16 protein-coding genes are annotated in these 16,382 nt (G+C 62.3%); 11 read left to right on the top strand and 5 right to left on the bottom strand.

What is annotated here, in order from left to right:
• Window positions 1–38 precede the first annotated feature (38 nt).
• The 3 genes from miaB to dapF all read left to right on the top strand — a co-directional run bounded on the left by miaB (window position 39) and on the right by dapF (window position 3,478).
• Window positions 39–1,589, top strand: a complete 1,551-nt coding sequence (gene miaB, locus AB0O81_RS02645) for a tRNA (N6-isopentenyl adenosine(37)-C2)-methylthiotransferase MiaB (protein ID WP_363580973.1) — start codon at window positions 39–41, stop codon at window positions 1,587–1,589.
• Window positions 1,586–2,545, top strand: coding sequence for a tRNA (adenosine(37)-N6)-dimethylallyltransferase MiaA (gene miaA, locus AB0O81_RS02640; RefSeq protein WP_363580971.1), 960 nt, complete (start codon window positions 1,586–1,588; stop codon window positions 2,543–2,545). Before miaB ends, miaA begins: the two co-directional genes overlap by 4 nt.
• 63 nt (window positions 2,546–2,608) lie before the next feature.
• Window positions 2,609–3,478, top strand: a complete 870-nt coding sequence (gene dapF / locus AB0O81_RS02635; RefSeq protein WP_363580969.1) for a diaminopimelate epimerase — start codon at window positions 2,609–2,611, stop codon at window positions 3,476–3,478.
• Window positions 3,479–3,485: 7 nt separating this feature from the next.
• On the opposite strand, the gene AB0O81_RS02630 is transcribed toward dapF, so the two are convergent.
• A complete protein-coding gene (locus AB0O81_RS02630; protein ID WP_363580967.1) occupies window positions 3,486–4,127 on the bottom strand; it encodes a methyltransferase in 642 nt (213 codons plus the stop codon).
• An 84-nt stretch (window positions 4,128–4,211) separates the two neighbouring features.
• Here AB0O81_RS02630 and hflX point away from each other — a divergent pair, with 84 nt between their 5' ends.
• Window positions 4,212–5,729, top strand: a complete 1,518-nt coding sequence (hflX, locus tag AB0O81_RS02625; RefSeq protein WP_363580965.1) for a GTPase HflX — start codon at window positions 4,212–4,214, stop codon at window positions 5,727–5,729.
• 12 nt (window positions 5,730–5,741) lie between these two features.
• On the opposite strand, the gene AB0O81_RS02620 is transcribed toward hflX, so the two are convergent.
• A complete protein-coding gene (locus AB0O81_RS02620) occupies window positions 5,742–7,670 on the bottom strand; it encodes a prolyl oligopeptidase family serine peptidase (RefSeq protein WP_363580963.1) in 1,929 nt (642 codons plus the stop codon).
• Window positions 7,671–7,903: 233 nt separating this feature from the next.
• Here AB0O81_RS02620 and AB0O81_RS02615 point away from each other — a divergent pair, with 233 nt between their 5' ends.
• On the top strand, window positions 7,904–8,842 hold the full coding sequence (locus tag AB0O81_RS02615) for a methylenetetrahydrofolate reductase (RefSeq protein WP_363580961.1): 939 nt from the start codon (window positions 7,904–7,906) through the stop codon (window positions 8,840–8,842).
• A gap of 63 nt (window positions 8,843–8,905) precedes the next feature.
• Here AB0O81_RS02615 and AB0O81_RS02610 read toward each other — a convergent pair whose 3' ends face one another.
• Together AB0O81_RS02610 and lexA are read right to left on the bottom strand one after the other, a co-directional pair.
• The gene (locus AB0O81_RS02610; RefSeq protein WP_363580959.1) at window positions 8,906–10,366 is read right to left on the bottom strand and encodes a hypothetical protein; all 1,461 of its coding nucleotides are present in this window, start codon (window positions 10,364–10,366) and stop codon (window positions 8,906–8,908) included.
• 45 nt (window positions 10,367–10,411) lie between these two features.
• Complete coding sequence (gene lexA / locus AB0O81_RS02605; protein ID WP_363580957.1) at window positions 10,412–11,092, bottom strand: transcriptional repressor LexA; 681 nt, start codon at window positions 11,090–11,092, stop codon at window positions 10,412–10,414.
• 283 nt (window positions 11,093–11,375) lie between these two features.
• Here lexA and AB0O81_RS02600 point away from each other — a divergent pair, with 283 nt between their 5' ends.
• The 6 genes from AB0O81_RS02600 to AB0O81_RS02575 are packed head-to-tail and all read left to right on the top strand — an operon-like array spanning window position 11,376 to window position 15,725.
• A complete protein-coding gene (locus tag AB0O81_RS02600; RefSeq protein ID WP_363580955.1) occupies window positions 11,376–11,768 on the top strand; it encodes a LysM peptidoglycan-binding domain-containing protein in 393 nt (130 codons plus the stop codon).
• Between the two features lie 22 nt (window positions 11,769–11,790).
• Complete coding sequence (locus AB0O81_RS02595) at window positions 11,791–12,876, top strand: histidinol-phosphate transaminase (protein ID WP_363580953.1); 1,086 nt, start codon at window positions 11,791–11,793, stop codon at window positions 12,874–12,876.
• Window positions 12,873–13,493: an imidazoleglycerol-phosphate dehydratase HisB gene (gene hisB / locus AB0O81_RS02590; protein ID WP_363580951.1), complete on the top strand. Its 621-nt coding sequence runs from the start codon at window positions 12,873–12,875 to the stop codon at window positions 13,491–13,493. The genes AB0O81_RS02595 and hisB overlap by 4 nt, the downstream gene beginning before the upstream one ends.
• Window positions 13,490–14,140, top strand: a complete 651-nt coding sequence (gene hisH, locus AB0O81_RS02585) for an imidazole glycerol phosphate synthase subunit HisH (protein ID WP_363580949.1) — start codon at window positions 13,490–13,492, stop codon at window positions 14,138–14,140. Before hisB ends, hisH begins: the two co-directional genes overlap by 4 nt.
• Window positions 14,141–14,194: 54 nt before the next feature.
• Window positions 14,195–14,941: a bifunctional 1-(5-phosphoribosyl)-5-((5-phosphoribosylamino)methylideneamino)imidazole-4-carboxamide isomerase/phosphoribosylanthranilate isomerase PriA gene (gene priA, locus AB0O81_RS02580; RefSeq protein ID WP_363580947.1), complete on the top strand. Its 747-nt coding sequence runs from the start codon at window positions 14,195–14,197 to the stop codon at window positions 14,939–14,941.
• Window positions 14,925–15,725, top strand: coding sequence for an SseB family protein (locus AB0O81_RS02575; RefSeq protein WP_363580945.1), 801 nt, complete (start codon window positions 14,925–14,927; stop codon window positions 15,723–15,725). The genes priA and AB0O81_RS02575 overlap by 17 nt, the downstream gene beginning before the upstream one ends.
• On the opposite strand, the gene AB0O81_RS02570 is transcribed toward AB0O81_RS02575, so the two are convergent.
• Window positions 15,718–16,122: a DUF1844 domain-containing protein gene (locus AB0O81_RS02570; protein WP_363581741.1), complete on the bottom strand. Its 405-nt coding sequence runs from the start codon at window positions 16,120–16,122 to the stop codon at window positions 15,718–15,720. The genes AB0O81_RS02575 and AB0O81_RS02570 overlap by 8 nt on opposite strands.
• Window positions 16,123–16,382 lie beyond the last annotated feature (260 nt).

Below are 16,382 nucleotides of genomic sequence, written 5' to 3'. Positions count from 1 at the left end.
GCCGGTACACACTCTCGGCTCGTAGAATGGCATACATCATGTCGACCCCATCAAGTTCCCCGACGTTGATCGCGCCCTCCGAGGCAGCTGTCGGCGTCGATGGCCGAACCCGCACTTATGAAGTGCGCACCTTCGGTTGCCAGATGAATGTCCACGACTCCGAGCGGCTTTCCGGCTCGCTCGACAGCGCTGGCTATGTGCGGGCGGATCCAGGCGTCGAGGCAGACGTCATCGTGATCAACACCTGTGCAGTGCGCGATAACGCCGCGGGCAAGCTCTACGGGACGCTTGGGCACTTGAAGTCGCGCAAAGACAAGCACGAGGGCATGCAGATCGCCGTCGGTGGCTGTATGGCGCAGATGGACAAAGACGCTGTGCAGACGAAAGCGCCGTGGGTTGATGTGGTCTTCGGGACCCACAACATGGGTTCGCTGCCGAGTCTGCTTGAACGCGCCCGTCATAACGGCGAGGCCGAGTTCGAGATTCTCGAGTCGCTCGAGGTGTTCCCCTCGACCCTCCCTACCAAGCGTGAGAGCGTCTACAGCGGTTGGGTATCGATATCTGTTGGATGCAACAACACCTGCACTTTCTGCATCGTGCCCAGCTTGCGAGGAAAAGAGAAGGATCGCCGTCCCGGCGACATTCTCAATGAGACCCGCCTGCTTGTCGAAGACGGCGCTACCGAAGTGACGCTGCTCGGGCAGAACGTCAACTCTTACGGAGTCGAGTTCGGTGACCGCCTGGCTTTCGGCAAGCTCCTCCGTGCGGCAGGAGCCATTGAGGGGCTCGAGCGCATTCGTTTCACGAGCCCGCATCCTGCGGCTTTCACAGACGATGTGATCGACGCCATGGCAGAGACACCGGCCGTTATGCCTCAGTTGCACATGCCGTTGCAGTCCGGCAGTGATCGGATTCTCAAGGCGATGCGTCGCTCGTACCGTAGCGACAAGTTTCTTGGCATCCTTGACCGGGTGCGTGCGCAGATGCCTGACGCGGCGATTACCACCGACATCATCGTCGGCTTTCCCGGCGAAACCGAAGAAGACTTCAACGAGACCATGCGGGTCGTCGAAGCCGCACGCTTCACAAGCGCGTTCACCTTCCAATACTCGATTCGTGAAGGCACTCCAGCAGCGACAATGCCCGACCAGGTTCCGAAAGAGGTCGTGCAAGAGCGCTATGAGCGGTTGCTGGCGTTGCAGGACCGGATCTCCACAGAAGAGAATCAAAAGCAGGTCGGCCGCGAAGTGCGAGTGCTTGTCTCGACGTCAGATGGCAAGAAAGATGCGGCAACGCACCGCCTCACCGGTCGTGCCGAAGACAACAGACTCGTGCACTTCGAGCTGCCTGAGGGATCGGAGCGTCCACGACCCGGCGACGTTGTTACCGTCGTCGTGACGCATGCTGCGCCGTACCATCTGCTCGCAGATTCGCCGGACGGAGCGCCGCTGCGTATTCGCCGTACACGCTCCGGTGATGCGTGGGATCGCACCCAGGTCGAGTCCTGCGGTGTGCCGTCTTCTGCACCTGCTGAGGCAACGCCACGCGCGGTGTCGCTCGGTCTTCCGTCGCTGCGCGTCGGAGAGTGAGCGGCGCGCAAACGGGTCCTGGCGATCCCCGAGCCGCCTCAGCGGCAGTGTGGGGGGTTGTCGGTGCTACGGGCACGGGCAAGACCGCTCTATCTCTTGAGCTCGCTGAAGCCCTCGCGCGGACCGGCCGGCCGGCCGAGATCCTCAACGCTGATGCAATGCAGCTGTACCGCGGAATGAACATCGGTACCGCAAAACTCCCGCCTCACGAGCGCCGTGGAATCGCGCACCATCTGTTCGAATCGCTCGACGTCACCGAAGACGCGGCCGTTGCCTGGTACCAGCCGACGGCACGAGAAGTAATCGCCGATATCCATGCGCGAGGTGCGGACGCGATTCTGGTCGGCGGCTCGGGACTCTACGTGTCTAGCGTCATCTTCGACTTCCAGTTCCCGCCTCACGACGAAGCTCTACGAGCACAGCTTGAAGCCGAGTTGACTGCGCAAGGTCCAGGGGTGCTTTTTGCAAGGCTGCGCGCGGCCGATCCTGTGACGGCAGCGCGCATTGATCCTAAGAATGGTCGTCGCGTTGTCCGCGCACTCGAGGTACTGGCTCAGGGCTCTACGACACACGGGGCCTCCCTTCCCGAGGCCCCGGTGCTCTGGCATGAGCACACGCGTCTTGTCGGCGTCGCGGTGCCGCGCGACGAGCTAGTTCCGCGCCTCGACGCTCGAGTCGAGGCAATGTGGCAAGACGGGATTCTCGATGAGGTGACGAAGCTGCGCGAGCAGGGCCTTGAGCAGGGTGTGACGGCGCGCCGCGCCATCGGCTACGCGCAGGCTCTTGCACAGTTGCAGGGCGAACTTACCCAGGCCGAAGCGATTGCGCAGACGCAGACTCTCACGCGTCGCTATGCCCGCCGCCAGGTGTCATGGTTCAAGCGGTACTCACAGCTGCAATGGGTCGCGCCTGGCTACCCAGTGCAACAGCTGCTCGATGACGCCTCATACGCGTAATCTCACGAGATTGCAGGCTCTCATGCGCCCGGCGATTGTCGCGTGACTGCCTAGACTTGGGTCATGCCATCCATCGCGTTTACCAAAGGTCACGGCACCGGCAACGATTTCGTCATCGTCTCCGACCCTGACGGTCAATTGTCGCTGAGCGACGACCAGATTGCGGTGTTGTGCGACCGCCGTTTCGGAATCGGCGCCGACGGCATTCTGCGAGTAGTCAGATCTAGCGCAACCGATGATGGCGCGACGTCGGCAGCATCCGGAGCCGAATGGTTCATGGACTACCGCAACGCCGACGGATCCAAGGCAGAGATGTGCGGCAATGGCATCCGAGTGTTTGTGCACTACCTGGTGCAGGCAGGGCTCGTGACCCTCGGCACGGAACCGCTCGACATCGGCACGCGCTCCGGTATTAAAGCCGTCACGCGCGCGGACAACGGCTATGAGGTCGACTTGGGCGCGTGGACGGTAGACACCGCTGACGTGCTCGTGCGCGTTCGCGGTGGAGGAGCACCCCGCCCCGGGTTGGGCATTGACGTCGGAAACCCTCACGTCGTGGTGGCGCTGCCCGACGAAGAAGAACTCGCGGGCCTTGACCTTGCGGCGCAGCCGCAGATGCATCCACAGCCCTCGCACGGCGCGAACATCGAGTTCGTGGTGCCCGGCGACCCGCTGGTGCACAACGGTGTGGCCTCGATCACGATGCGCGTCTTCGAACGTGGCGTCGGGGAAACTCTGAGCTGTGGCACTGGGGTGGCAGCAGCCGCTCTCGCGGTGCGACATTGGGCGGGCCCGGCGGCGCCCGACCACTGGAGTGTCAAGGTTCCTGGCGGAACCCTTGGCGTTCGCATGTCTTACGTTGGAAGCGAGCAGCACGTGCTGCTCTCGGGGCCGGCAACCCTGGTGTACTCGGGGGAAGTCGCACTTGCCTAGCGATTGGCTAGGGCAGCGGAATTGGTTCGCTCACCGGGGAACCGTGGTGTCTCACTTTCAGCACTCTGAAGCCTTTGGCCGTCGACGAGCGGTGCACGCTGAAGCCGGTTTCGAACGTGGCGGCGAGCCAGCGCTGTAGCGAGTCTGAGCCGAGATTCCGCTGTACCACTAGCCACGCATCCGAGCGCTCTTCCAACCGTGGGATCCATCGCTGCAGAAGGGCGTGCAGTTCGTTCTTTCCCACACGGATGGGCGGGTTCGAGCGGATAGTGCGAAAGAGCACATCGTCGGGAACATCGTCGGGCAGTACGGCGTTCACATTCGATAGGCCGAGTTCCTCGGCATTCTGACGAACCAGATCGAGGGCACGCTCATTCACGTCTACTGCCCACACGGTGGCGTGTGGCGCTTGCATTGCGAGCGTCAGCGAGATGGGCCCCCAGCCGCACCCGAGATCGAGCAGATTGCCCCCGGGCGGGGGCGGTGGCGTGTGGGAGAGCAATACCGCCGTACCGGTATCAATGTGGTCGGGACTGAAGATTCCCCCGGCTGTGGTCACGGCAACCTCGTGACCGTCAAGAGTCACGTTGATGCGGCGAAGTTTCTCAGCACTGCCGGGTGACGCGCTGAAGTAGTGGTCACTGCCCATGGCTTCAGATCGTAGCGGAGGTAACGCTCAGTGCGGGAGGCTAGAGTTACGGATGCTTCTGGAGAGGCACAACGAAAGGAACCCATGACCGATACCACCGCGCCGACAGGCACCGACGACACCAGTATCGATCCGGTGGACCGAGTGCTGGCACGTGCCGAGGCGCGGTCCGGTGTGCGAGTGTTCGGTGGGGCGCAGGCTCTCCAAGACGATGCCACGGTCGGTCATACCTCCAACGACGGCGATCAGTGGGATCGAGAAGAACGGGCCGCACTCCGTCGCATCCCTGGCCTTTCCACGGAACTCGAAGATGTCACTGAGGTGGAATACCGCCAGCTTCGCCTCGAAAATGTGGTTCTCGTCGGCGTGCATCCCCAAGGCGAGCAAGAAGACGCCGAGAACTCGCTGCGTGAGCTGGCGGCACTGGCAGAGACAGCCGGGGCAGTGGTGCTCGATGCGGTGCTTCAACGTCGCCCTCACCCCGATCCTGCGACTTATATCGGCAGCGGCAAGGCTGAAGAGCTGCGAGGCATCGTCGCGGCGGTAGGAGCCGACACGGTCATTGCCGACACCGAACTAGCGCCCAGCCAGCGGCGCGCGCTTGAAGACGTGGTGAAGGTCAAGGTGATCGATCGCACCACGGTCATTCTCGACATTTTCAGCCAGCACGCGAAGAGCCGTGAGGGTAAAGCTCAGGTCGAGCTGGCGCAGCTTGAGTATTTGCTTCCGCGCCTGCGCGGCTGGGGTGACTCGATGAGCCGTCAGGCCGGTGGACAGGTCGGCGCCGGCGGCGCCGGTATGGGCTCCCGCGGCCCGGGTGAGACCAAGATCGAGCTCGATCGCCGTCGCATTCGAACGAAGATGGCGCAACTGCGTCGTCAAATCCGTGACTTCGCACCGGCTCGCGACGCCAAGCGTGCTGAACGCAAGCGCAACACGATCCCCTCGGTGGCGATCGCTGGCTACACCAACGCCGGTAAATCCAGCTTGCTCAACCGCCTGACCAGCGCGGGTGTCTTGGTGGAGAACGCGCTGTTCGCAACTCTGGATGCAACAGTGCGGCGCTCGATCACGGCAGACGGGCGCATCTTTACCCTCACTGACACGGTGGGATTCGTTCGCAATTTGCCGCACCAATTGGTGGAAGCCTTTCGTTCGACCCTCGAAGAAGTGGGCGCATCCGACGTCATTGTGCACGTCGTCGACGGGTCGCATCCCGACCCTGCTGCTCAACTCGCCACTGTGCGCGATGTGATCGGCGACGTCGGCGCACGCGACCTTCCCGAGCTCGTCGTATTCAACAAGGCAGACCTGATCGACGAAGACACACGGCTCGTTCTGCGCGGGCTGGAGCCGAAATCAGTCTTTGTGTCCTCGCGTTCTGGCGAGGGAATCGATGATCTGCGCGCCGCCATCGAAGCTGCGCTTCCACTGCCCGCCGTCGAACTGAATGTTCTTGTTCCGTACGACAGAGGAGATTTGGTGTCGGCCATTCATGAGCATGGCATGATTCTCGACCAGCGCCACGAAGAGACTGGCACCGCGATTCACGCACGCGTCGGAAGCCATCTTGCTGCGCGGCTCGCAGAATTCGTGCACTAGACCGCGCCGACGCTAGTTGAGTTCGATCGGCGCGACATCAGGCGGCACGAAGTCGAAGACGGCACCGAGAAAAGCGATTTCGGCTTCGAGCGTGGCGACAATGGTCTCCGCGCGCCGGAAGCCGTGGCCCTCGCCCTCGAATGCGAGGTAGGCGTGTGCAACACCCGCGCCGGCGAGCGCATCGCGCACCGCTTCGGATTGCGAAGGTGGCACTACAAGGTCGTCCAGTCCCTGCTCGATCAACAGGGGCGTCGTGAACTCGTCAAGGTGTGACAGCGGCGATCGATCAATGTACAGCTGCTCAGCCTCCGGCAGGGGCCCGACCATGCTGTCGAGGTAGCGGGCTTCAAAGTCGTGGGTATCTTCTGCGAGACGGCGAAGGTCGGCGACACCGTAGCGGCTGATCCCCGCGCCGAAAACGTCGGATTGTGCGAGCGCGCACAGCACCGTCCATCCGCCCGCGGATCCGCCCGCGATCGCGAGGCGCCGCGGATCGGCGATGTCGGCCTCGGCGAGTCCTTGAGCTGCCACGATTACATCTTCCACGTCTACGACGCCCCACTGCCCGAGCAATCGTTCTCGATACACGCGCCCATAGCCTGTCGAACCGCCGTAGTTCACGTCGAGCACGCCGATTCCACGGCTGGTGAGGTAGGCGATCTTTCCGGATGCTGCGCCGCCCACGTGACTTGTTGGACCGCCGTGAACGAACACGACATATGGTGGGCGCTCGTTCGCTGGCGCGTGCACATTGGGGTTCGTCGGGGGGTAATCGAATGAGTACACCGGGCCGCGCGCGCCCTCGACGACGAATGGGCGCGCGCGTGGCATCCATTGTTCGCCCCAGGTAGGGGCACTCCCAGCGACCCGCGCGGCTCGTGCTGGCTGATCGATGTCGACGCGCCAGATTGCCGCGCTGCCATCTGCGGCTACCGTCGAGATCAGCACCTCGCTGCCACGGGTTGCTTCAATGACAGTGTTGGCCATGACATCGACTGGCAGCGCAGTCGCGGTGCCATCAGTGTCGATCACCGCTACCTCGTCGCTGCCGTTGGTTCTGATGGCCACGATGCGGCCATCAGCCAGCACCCCGAACCATCGAAGCCCGAGCACCCACAATCCGCCGCCCGTGTCGGCATTCGCCGGTGCGAGAGCGCGTGGAGCGGTGCCCGGTAGCGCAGCAGACACTCGCATGAGGTTCCAGCGGCCTGATTCGTCGTCGGTGTATGTGAGTTCCGACGGAGAAGTCCACACCGGTTGTAGCGGCGCGCTGCCGTTGCCGCCTGCAACCATGATGTAGTCATCGAGGCCTGCGCTCAGGGGCTTTAGCCGCAACTGGGTTTCGTCCCACGGCATGTGGGGGTGGTCCCACGCGACCCACGCCAGCATTGTGCCGTCTGGCGACAGCGCGGGTTGCGCAACGAACGTGCTGCGGCTCGCGAGTACGGTGACAGTGCTGCCGTCGCGGGCAGGCGAAGCATCCATTGAGATCTCTACGATGTCGCGCAGCGGAGTGGGCGAATCACCGTGCGTTTCGCGGATCGCCAACAAGCGACCGTGCTGCATGCTCAGCCCGCCGAAGCGATAGCCTCCCGACTCCGGGGTGAGAGCCTGAGGTTCGCTGCCGGGTTCTACGAGCCAGACACGTTGATCCGTCTTCTCCACGAACACGAGAACGCCCTCATTGCTCGTAGCCCAGGCGCCTCCGCCGTACTCGTGCACGCTCGAGCGAGCATTCCATGGTGCGGCGAGCATCGATTCTGGGGGAGCGGCCGCCCTTTGCCGCATCACCGTCGTCCGTCCGCCTTCAGCCGCCACAGACTGCCCCCACCACACGTCCTCGCCCACGAATTGCGCGCCTTCGAGTCGCGGAGATGCCGTAGAGACAGATGCTGCGGTGAGCGGAGACGGCCAAGTGCCGTAGGGGAGCGAGGTGGTCACCCTTCCACGGTAGGCGAAAGCGAAACACGGTGACACATGTGGCGACGCGTATTGCCCCTTCCGGTACCGTGGAACCATCGTCGCCCGACGTTTTCTCTCATGGAACACCGACGGCAATGGAGCGACAGCCGAGCCCGGCACCCGCCTGCGATGACACAGCTTTTCGGGTTTGGCCCGGGTATGTGTCCGCGGCCGTCCGGCCCGAATTCGTCCTTCGACCCGAAGATCACACGATGTCAATCGACCTGAGTGCACCACCTGTGCCGATCTCTTTTGAGGTGTACCCGCCCCGTTCCGAGGCAGCGTGGCCACATCTTCATCAGACGATCCAGCGCCTGGCGACGGTGAATCCACGTTTCATCTCGGTTACCTATGGCGCCGGAGGCACGACGGGTGGGCGTTCGCTCGAACTATTGACGCACATCCTCAATGAGACCAATGTGGAGCCGCTTGCCCATCTGACCTGCGTGGGCAGCACATACGAGACGACTAACGCGCTGATTCGTGAATTTCTTGATGCGGGAATCGGGAGCTTTCTCGCGTTGCGGGGTGACCCGCCGCCTGGCGTCAGCGAAGACGACCAATTCTTGGGAGACCTAGAAAGCGCAGCGCAGCTTGTGCAGCTGATCGATCGGGTGCAGGCGGAACGTACCCCTTATCGTGAAGAACCTGTCCCTGGAGTGCCTGGTGCAGCGCGAGTAGCGCGTCGCGAAAGCGTAGACATCGCTGTTGCAGCATTCCCCAACGGGCACCCACGCTCGCGCTACGCCAGTGAACACATCGATGCTCTCCTCGCCAAGCAGGCAGCAGGCGCGACCCTCGCTATTACGCAACTGTTCTTTCACGCCGATGACTACCTCGCTTTCGTGCAACGTTCGAGAGCTGCTGGCGTCACCATTCCGATCCTGCCGGGCGTCATGCCGGTCACCTCACCGGCTCGGTTGCGCCGCACCATCGAGCTAAGCGGCGAACCGATGCCCGCTGAGCTGTCCGTTGCGCTTGAGGTTGAACCGACCGTCGAAGGACAGAAGCAGATCGGGATCGCACATGCATCGGCTCTCGTGCGCGAGGTGCTTGCCGGTGGCGCACCCGGGATTCATCTTTACGCGTTCAACAATCACGACACGGTGCTCGCTGTGCTCCGCGATGCCGGCGTGACTACAGATAGCTGAGCTAACACGAAAGGGGTGGATGCCGCAGCGACGAAGCTGCGGCATCCACCCCTTTTCGATGTGTTACGAGAGTTTCTGCGTTTCTGCGTTGCTTGGCGTCGCAGCCACCAGGTCTGCATCTGGTGCCACTGCGTCGTCGAGGACGAGAGTGTCGCCTGCTCCGCCTGGATCGTCGAGGTCACTCTGCGGTGAGGCTGCCACATCATCGGGAGTCCGCTGTACCAGCGTCGCGGCGAGCCAGGCAACGAGTGCGAGCACCACCACCAACAGGATGTCGCCGATGGAGAGAGGCCGCAACGCGAACACGAGCAACACAGCGAGTACGAGGATGATGGCGCGCACCAGTAGGCGCTGCTGGAACATCCACTCGCCGAATCGACCGGTGTTCAGACCGTTGCGCTGCAGCGAACCACGGGCAGCGGTTGAGAGCGTCCCACTGAAAGCGCGGGCTCGTGCGGCGTGGCGCGATCGACCGGCCAGCCAACCCGAGACTGCGATAACGACGCCGAGGAAGGCGAGCACCACAGCCGTGTCTTGCATAGCGCCAACCACGGCGTAGAAGATTGTGCTCAGCGTGTCGGTGGGAATGCCCAGAGCCGAGGCGTTGATACCGAGCACGGCATTTGCGCCTGCGAATCCCGCTGCGAGAAGTCCAGAGCCGATCGCTATTGCGATGCCGGTGCCCAGTACCGCGACAGAGCGACGGCGGGCAAGCGCAATGCCGATGGCGAAGAGAGCGAGGCAGACCACCGGCAGCCACCAGCCCACCGCGACGGCAATGGCATATATGGTGCCTACCAGCACCAGTGCGTCACTTTGCACGATATCGATTGAGGTTGAAATTGCGGGAATCAAACTGGCGACGCCGATTCCCTGCTCGACCATCTGCGACTTGAGCTCTTCAACGATAGGACCGAGCTGAATGGCGAGGGTGCCATCATTGGCGATTGTGACGATGCCATCCGTATCGTCCGCGGTGGCAGTCGCTATCAGCGCCCGGTGGCTAGCCACCAAAGCGGTACGCCAGACACTGGCAAACGCGTCTGACTCGACGGCCTTAGTCACACCAGTTTCAATCAGGCTCTGGACGCCGGATGCCGCGGGAGCTCGAAGCAGATTCAGCGCGGTGAGCGCGGCGGGAGGCAGATCAAGCGTTGCGATCCCGTCGAACAAGCTGTCGGTGTAGGTCTCGACGTCGATGGAGGCATCGATGGCGGTGACCGCCTCATCGATGATCAGAGCCTGCACACCGGGGTCATCAGCGAGCGGCGCGAAGGTGGCGACGAAGGCATCTTCGCTGACGAGCTCAACACGCGCCCAACTGGCAACGACCGAAACCGGCACCATGAAGCCGGCGAGGATGATGCAGAAGGCCGATAGTGCTGCGCGCCACCACCCCGCTCGCGACTTCGCGGGCGTCGACCGCACCGTGGCAGCAGGTTCTGGTGATGCTGTTTTGAGTGCTGCGTTCTCTTGTCGCAGCTCCTCTAGCTCAGCGCGTAGCTTCTCGACCTCTGTTGCCATGGCATGCCCCCTAAAATCTTGGTGCCGCCAGACTAGTGGAGGGGGTCAGACGGCGCGTAACACCGCAACTACTTTGCCGAGAACGACGGCATCGTCGCCCAGGATCGGTTCGAACGCAGAATTGCGCGGCAACAGCCAGGTGTGGCCATCTCGCTGGCGAAACGTCTTGACCGTTGCCTCTTCATCGAGCATTGCGGCAACAATATCGCCGTTGTCGGCCACGTTCTGCGAACGCACGACTACCCAGTCGCCGTCGCAGATTGCTGCGTCAATCATTGAGTCGCCCGAAACCTTGAGCATGAAGAGGTCGCCCTTCCCGACGAGTTGACGGGGGAGCGGGAAAATCTCCTCGACGTGCTGTTCGGCGGTAATTGGCACGCCTGCGGCGATGCGGCCGACCAGAGGAACCATCGCAGCGTCGCCGACAGCGGGTGCACTGTCGGCGGGATTCTCTGTGGCGGTGCCGGGAAGATCGATAAGGACCTCCATCGCGCGAGTCTTTCCAGCGTCGCGTCGCAGGTATCCGCTCAACTCCAGCTGGTTGAGCTGGTGAGTGACGCTAGAGAGCGACTTCAAGCCGACGGCATCTCCAATCTCACGCATGCTCGGCGGATACCCGTTGCGAGCGATCGCACGCTGGATGACCTCGAGGATCGCCATCTGCTTGTCGCTGAGGTTCTTGCGCCGCCGCGTTTGCGGCTTATCGCGCCCACTCGCATCGCTCATCTTCGGCTCCTGTCTGGTTTCTCCGGCAGCTCTGACCAGCATCGGTCTTCGAATGTCGGAGGGTCATGGTGGGGTTCTCCTATCGAAACCGTATCCGGATTCTTCTCTCGAACGTACAAGCGAACGCGCGTGTCGCGTTCGAGACTCGCAAATCAGAAACGGCACTTGACACCCAATTACATCGAAGATACGTTCGGAATATAGATTCCCATCATGACCAGATAGTCGATTCGCCAAAGCGAATCTTCGATCAGTCGAATCTTCCGAGTCGAGGAGACCAGCCATGACCACCATCGGCATCACAGCCTTTTCGCCGGCGGCATCGCTATCAGCGCAGCGAACGTCGAGTCAGTCCACCAAGCTGCGGCTGACAGCGCGTGGCAGGCGCGTGTTCGCTGCCATAGCGGCGTTGCCGCTCGTGATCGCATTGAGCATCGCGGCCATCAGTGGAGGAGCTGCAATGGCGTCTCGGGATTCTGGTGTGGCATCGGTGTCCTACGAAACCGTGACAGTGGGATCAGGAGACTCGCTCTGGTCCATTGCTGAAGAGGTGGCCCCTGCAGCAGACCCGCGCGATGTGGTTGATGCCATAGTGCGGTTGAATGCCCTCGACAGCGCCAATGTTCTTGTTGGACAGCGACTGGCCGTGCCTGCCGAGTATTCATCTGGCTCCTAGGCGTACGCCCTACGATGGGCCAGTGAGTGTACGACTGGAAGATCTCCCCCTCCGCGATGATTTACGCGGGCTGACGCCCTATGGAGCGCCGCAGGCACCATTGCCGATAGCGCTGAACGTCAACGAAAACACCCATCCTGTGCCGCAAGAAGTGGCTGACGACATCATGGATTCGATCGCATTGGCACTGCGGGAAGTGAATCGTTATCCGGATCGCGATTTCGTCGCGTTGAGAGAGGGGTTCGCGGACTATCTCGGTCACGGACTCACAGCTGACAACATTTGGGCGGCGAATGGCTCCAACGAGGTGTTGCAACACGTCCTTCAAGCCTTTGCGGGTCCGGGGCGAAAGGCATTTGGCTTCGCGCCGACGTACTCGATGTATCCGCTGCTCAGCCAAGGCGTCGGGGCAACGTGGATCGCCGGCAGGCGAGAGCCTGACTATTCGATTTCGGCGGTCGACGCCGCCGCTCAGGTGCGAGAGGCGCAACCTGACGTCGTCTTCCTCTGTTCGCCGAACAATCCCACGGGCACACCGGTCAGCCTCGATGTGATCGAAGCGGTGTATGAGGCGGCCACCGGCATGGTCGTGGTCGACGAGGCGTATCACGAGTTCGCGCCGCAACAGGAGCGTTCAGCGCTTACGTTGCTTCCTGGTCGCGAGCGACTTATCGTCTCGCGCACCATGAGCAAAGCGTTCGCTTTTGCCGGTGCGCGGGTGGGTTATCTCGCCGCTGACTCTGCTGTTGTTGACGCGTTGCGGCTGGTTCGGCTGCCGTACCACTTGAGCGCGCTCACTCAGGCAGCCGCAAGCGCTGCGCTTCGTCATGCACCGACGATGCTGCAGATGGTCGACGACATCGTTGCGCAGCGAGATCGAATTTCGGCAACGATCGAGGCGCTCGGGTATCGCCCGTACGAATCGTGGTCGAACTTCGTACTGTTCGGCGACGTCGACGACCCGGCAAAGTTGTGGCAGCAGTTGTTCGATCGTGGTGTTTTGATTCGAGACATCGGGATTCCGCACCACCTGAGAGTCTCCGCTGGCACCGAAGAAGAGACCACCGCGTTCCTGGACGCGCTGGCGTCGATAGGATCAGCGTCATGACCGAAGCTACTTCCCTCGCCGCGCGCACTGCGTCTATCCGGCGTTCCACGAGCGAGTCATCTGTTGAGCTCGAACTCAACCTAGACGGGAGTGGCCGTAGTCATATCGACACGACAGTTCCCTTCTTCGACCACATGTTGACGGCGTTCGCCAAGCACTCGCTGACCGATCTCACGGTGCGCGCGTCCGGTGACACTGACATCGACGCACACCACACCGTGGAAGACATTTCGATCGTGCTCGGTCAAGCAATTCGCCAGGCACTCGGCGACAAGTCCGGCATTTCTCGCTACGGCGACGCACTCGTTCCCCTCGATGAGGCACTGGCGCAGGCTGTGGTCGACATCAGCGGTCGTCCCTATCTGGTGCACACCGGTGAGCCAGTCGGGTTCGAACACCACCTGATTGGTGGTCACTTCACGGGGTCGCTTGTGCGCCACACCTTCGAGGCCATCTCGTTTCAAGCGGCATTGACCGTGCACGTGCGTGTGATCTCGGGGCGTGACCCACATCACATCGCTGAAGCCGAATACAAGGCATTCGCACGCGCGTTCCGCCAGGCCAAAGCGCTGGACCCGCTCGTCGAAGGTATTCCCAGCACGAAAGGCGCTCTGTGACTTCGAGGCCGCTCGTCGCCGTGCTCGACTACGGGTCGGGCAACGTTCACTCGGCAGTGAAGGCTCTGGACGCTGCTGGTGCAGATGCACGCCTGACGTCAGATCGCTCGCTCGTGCTCGAAGCAGACGGTTTGCTTGTTCCTGGGGTCGGAGCCTTCAGCGCGGTGGCGAATGCCCTTCGCGAAACCCGCAGCGACGAGCTGATCGGTCGTCGGCTCGCTGGGGGGCGTCCGGTACTCGGAATCTGCGTCGGAATGCAGGTTCTGTTCGAGCACGGTGTCGAGCGCGGCGCAGACTCCAAGGGACTAGGGGAGTGGCCCGGCGCTGTCACAGAGCTGGATGCACCCGTGCTGCCGCACATGGGATGGAACACCGTGACCCCTGACGAGGGCACGCGGCTGTTTCGGGGCCTAGAAGACGAACGCTTCTATTTTGTGCATTCGTTCGCCGCGCGAGAGTGGACACTGGACGTGCAGCCGCCATTTCCGAAACCCATCTTGACCTGGTGCGATTATGGTTCCCCATTCCTCGCGGCAGTAGAGAATGGTCCACTTTCTGCGACTCAATTCCACCCCGAGAAGTCGGGTGATGCAGGCATCCAATTGCTTTCCAATTGGCTCGACGGCCTCAGCAGGACTACCCTCTGAAATCGTGCCGTCTGCGGAGGTAAATGCCTCAGCGATTTTCCCGCACAAGGAGCCATGAACGATTTCTCGTCAACACCCGAGTTGATCCTGTTGCCCGCTGTTGACGTTGCCGGTGGCAAAGCCGTGCGTCTCACTCAAGGGGAGGCTGGCAGCGAGACCAGCTACGGCGACCCCGTAGACGCCGCTCTCGAGTGGGCGCGTAGCGGCGCCGATTGGATTCATCTGGTCGACCTCGATGCGGCATTCGGTCGTGGCACGAACACGGCAATCATTCGCAAGGTGATCAAACAGGTCAGAGGCGTGCAGGTCGAGGTGTCCGGTGGGATCCGAGACGATCGCACGCTCGAAGCGGCTCTCGAGAGCGGTGCAGCTCGCATCAACCTCGGCACTGCCGCGCTCGAGAACCCCGAGTGGGCCGCCGATGCGATCAGCCGCTATGGCGACGCCATTGCGGTGGGCCTTGATGTGCGCGGAACGACCCTTGCCGCGCGCGGATGGACGCGCGAAGGTGGCGACCTTTGGACGGTGCTTGATCGTCTCGAAGAGGCTGGTTGCAGCCGTTATGTCGTCACCGACGTCACGAAAGACGGCACGCTGCAAGGCCCGAACATCGAGCTTTTGCGCGAACTAACCGCTCGCACACCCAAGCCTGTTGTGGCATCGGGGGGCGTTTCTAGCCTCGACGACATCATCGCGCTCCGTGAACTCGTACCGCTCGGTGTCGAAGGAGTCATTGTGGGCAAAGCCTTGTACGCGGGTGCTTTCACATTGGCCGAGGCGCTGGATGTCGCCGGACACTGACGCTCCGAATGCGTTCGGCAACGATCCGCATGCGGATTCAGCCGGTGTGCCGTGGGAGGGAAGAGGCTTCAACGCCAACCCCCACTCCGGCGACGATGGTTCCGCCGACCCTGCGCTTCTAAGCGCTCTCACGGCGTTTCACGCTGGTGGTGGCGATCAGGTAGCGGTGGTCGACGCGTATCGCGCGGCCCGACTGCTCATCCCCTTGATCGCAGAGAAGGGCGATGAGGGCGTCGGTGCTCACGGGCTTGCGGTCGACAAGACTCAAGAGCTTTCGATTGTCACCGTCGCAGCTCCAGATGGTCGCCGAGTATTGCCAGTGTTCACCTCGGTCGAGGCGATGAATCGATGGGATGCTGCGGCACGACCCGTTCCATCAGAGGGGGTGCGCACCGCATTGGCGGCATCCGCCGAAGACACTGACCTGATCGTGATCGATCCCGCTTCCGAAACCGAGTTCGTGTTGCGCCGCCCTGCAGTATGGGCGATCGCACAGGGGCACGCCTGGGAGCCGAGCTTCGCGGCACCCGAGGTCTTTCTGGCGCTGCAATCAAGCATCGGCACCGAGCTGACAGTGCTCGACTTGAGCGTTGACGCCGGGGATCCGTCCGCGAGGCTGCGCGGACCCGAACTTGTCGTCCAGCTGGAGCTCGTCGCGGGCTTAGACCGCAATCAGCTTGACGCTGTGCTCTCTCGCCTTGCGACTCGTTGGGCCGCTGACGATCGCATCGCGGTGCTTGTCGATTCGCTGAGCGTCAAGCTCGTTAGGGGAGCCGCTACGTGACCGGGCCCGTCCACTTCTCGCCCGGACCTTTGCCGATCGGGTCTTCGATGAGAGACGCCTCACGGAACGCCAACTGAAGTGAGCGCAGACCGTCGCGGAGCGAACGCGCGTGCATATCGCTGATCTCGGGTGACCCTGCGGTGATGAGCCCTGCCAGCGCGTTGATGAGCTTGCGCGCTTCGTCAAGGTCCCGCTGGTTGTCAGGATCATCGGCAAGTCCGACCTTGACGGCTGCGGCGCTCATGAGGTGCACCGAGGCCGTTGTGATGACCTCGACAGCAGGCACATCGGCGATATCTCGGGTTGCAGACGCGGCGGCTCGCTCCTGCGCTTCCCAATGGGCATGCCGATCATCATCTTGAGTGGCTCCCGGTGACGTGCCGAGGCCGCCGTTCAGGCCGTTATCGTCTCGAATCGTGTCCACGCCACTCTCTCTGCTAAACTCATGAAGGCTCTGGAGCGTTCTGCTCCAGACTGAAAGAGGATTTCATCCCACCCGCGCTTGCCGTTCAAGGCTACCGGGTCAAGCACTCCGCCCCGACCGCAATGCGGCCAGGGTAGCCATGTGGATACATATGGGTCCGGGTGCAAGCTCGCGCAGAAGCGTCGAGTGGGTGGAGTGAACCCTCTTTCGGCCACATCACAACCGTGCTGTGG

Source organism: Microbacterium sp. NPDC076911 (assembly GCF_040687125.1).
In the GTDB taxonomy this organism is placed as follows: Bacteria; Actinomycetota; Actinomycetes; order Actinomycetales; family Microbacteriaceae; genus Microbacterium.
This window is presented reverse-complemented; position numbering and strand designations above follow the sequence as displayed.

Bases quoted from the DNA above. Each gene is read 5' to 3' on its own strand.
- miaB (WP_363580973.1), top strand. From the start codon at position 39: ATGTCGACCCCATCAAGTTCCCCGACGTTGATCGCGCCCTCCGAGGCA.
- dapF (WP_363580969.1), top strand. From the start codon at position 2,609: ATGCCATCCATCGCGTTTACCAAAGGTCACGGCACCGGCAACGATTTC.
- AB0O81_RS02630 (WP_363580967.1), bottom strand. From the start codon at position 4,127: ATGGGCAGTGACCACTACTTCAGCGCGTCACCCGGCAGTGCTGAGAAA.
- hflX (WP_363580965.1), top strand. From the start codon at position 4,212: ATGACCGATACCACCGCGCCGACAGGCACCGACGACACCAGTATCGAT.
- AB0O81_RS02615 (WP_363580961.1), top strand. From the start codon at position 7,904: ATGTCAATCGACCTGAGTGCACCACCTGTGCCGATCTCTTTTGAGGTG.
- AB0O81_RS02610 (WP_363580959.1), bottom strand. From the start codon at position 10,366: ATGGCAACAGAGGTCGAGAAGCTACGCGCTGAGCTAGAGGAGCTGCGA.
- lexA (WP_363580957.1), bottom strand. From the start codon at position 11,092: ATGAGCGATGCGAGTGGGCGCGATAAGCCGCAAACGCGGCGGCGCAAG.
- AB0O81_RS02600 (WP_363580955.1), top strand. From the start codon at position 11,376: ATGACCACCATCGGCATCACAGCCTTTTCGCCGGCGGCATCGCTATCA.
- hisB (WP_363580951.1), top strand. From the start codon at position 12,873: ATGACCGAAGCTACTTCCCTCGCCGCGCGCACTGCGTCTATCCGGCGT.
- priA (WP_363580947.1), top strand. From the start codon at position 14,195: ATGAACGATTTCTCGTCAACACCCGAGTTGATCCTGTTGCCCGCTGTT.
- AB0O81_RS02575 (WP_363580945.1), top strand. From the start codon at position 14,925: ATGTCGCCGGACACTGACGCTCCGAATGCGTTCGGCAACGATCCGCAT.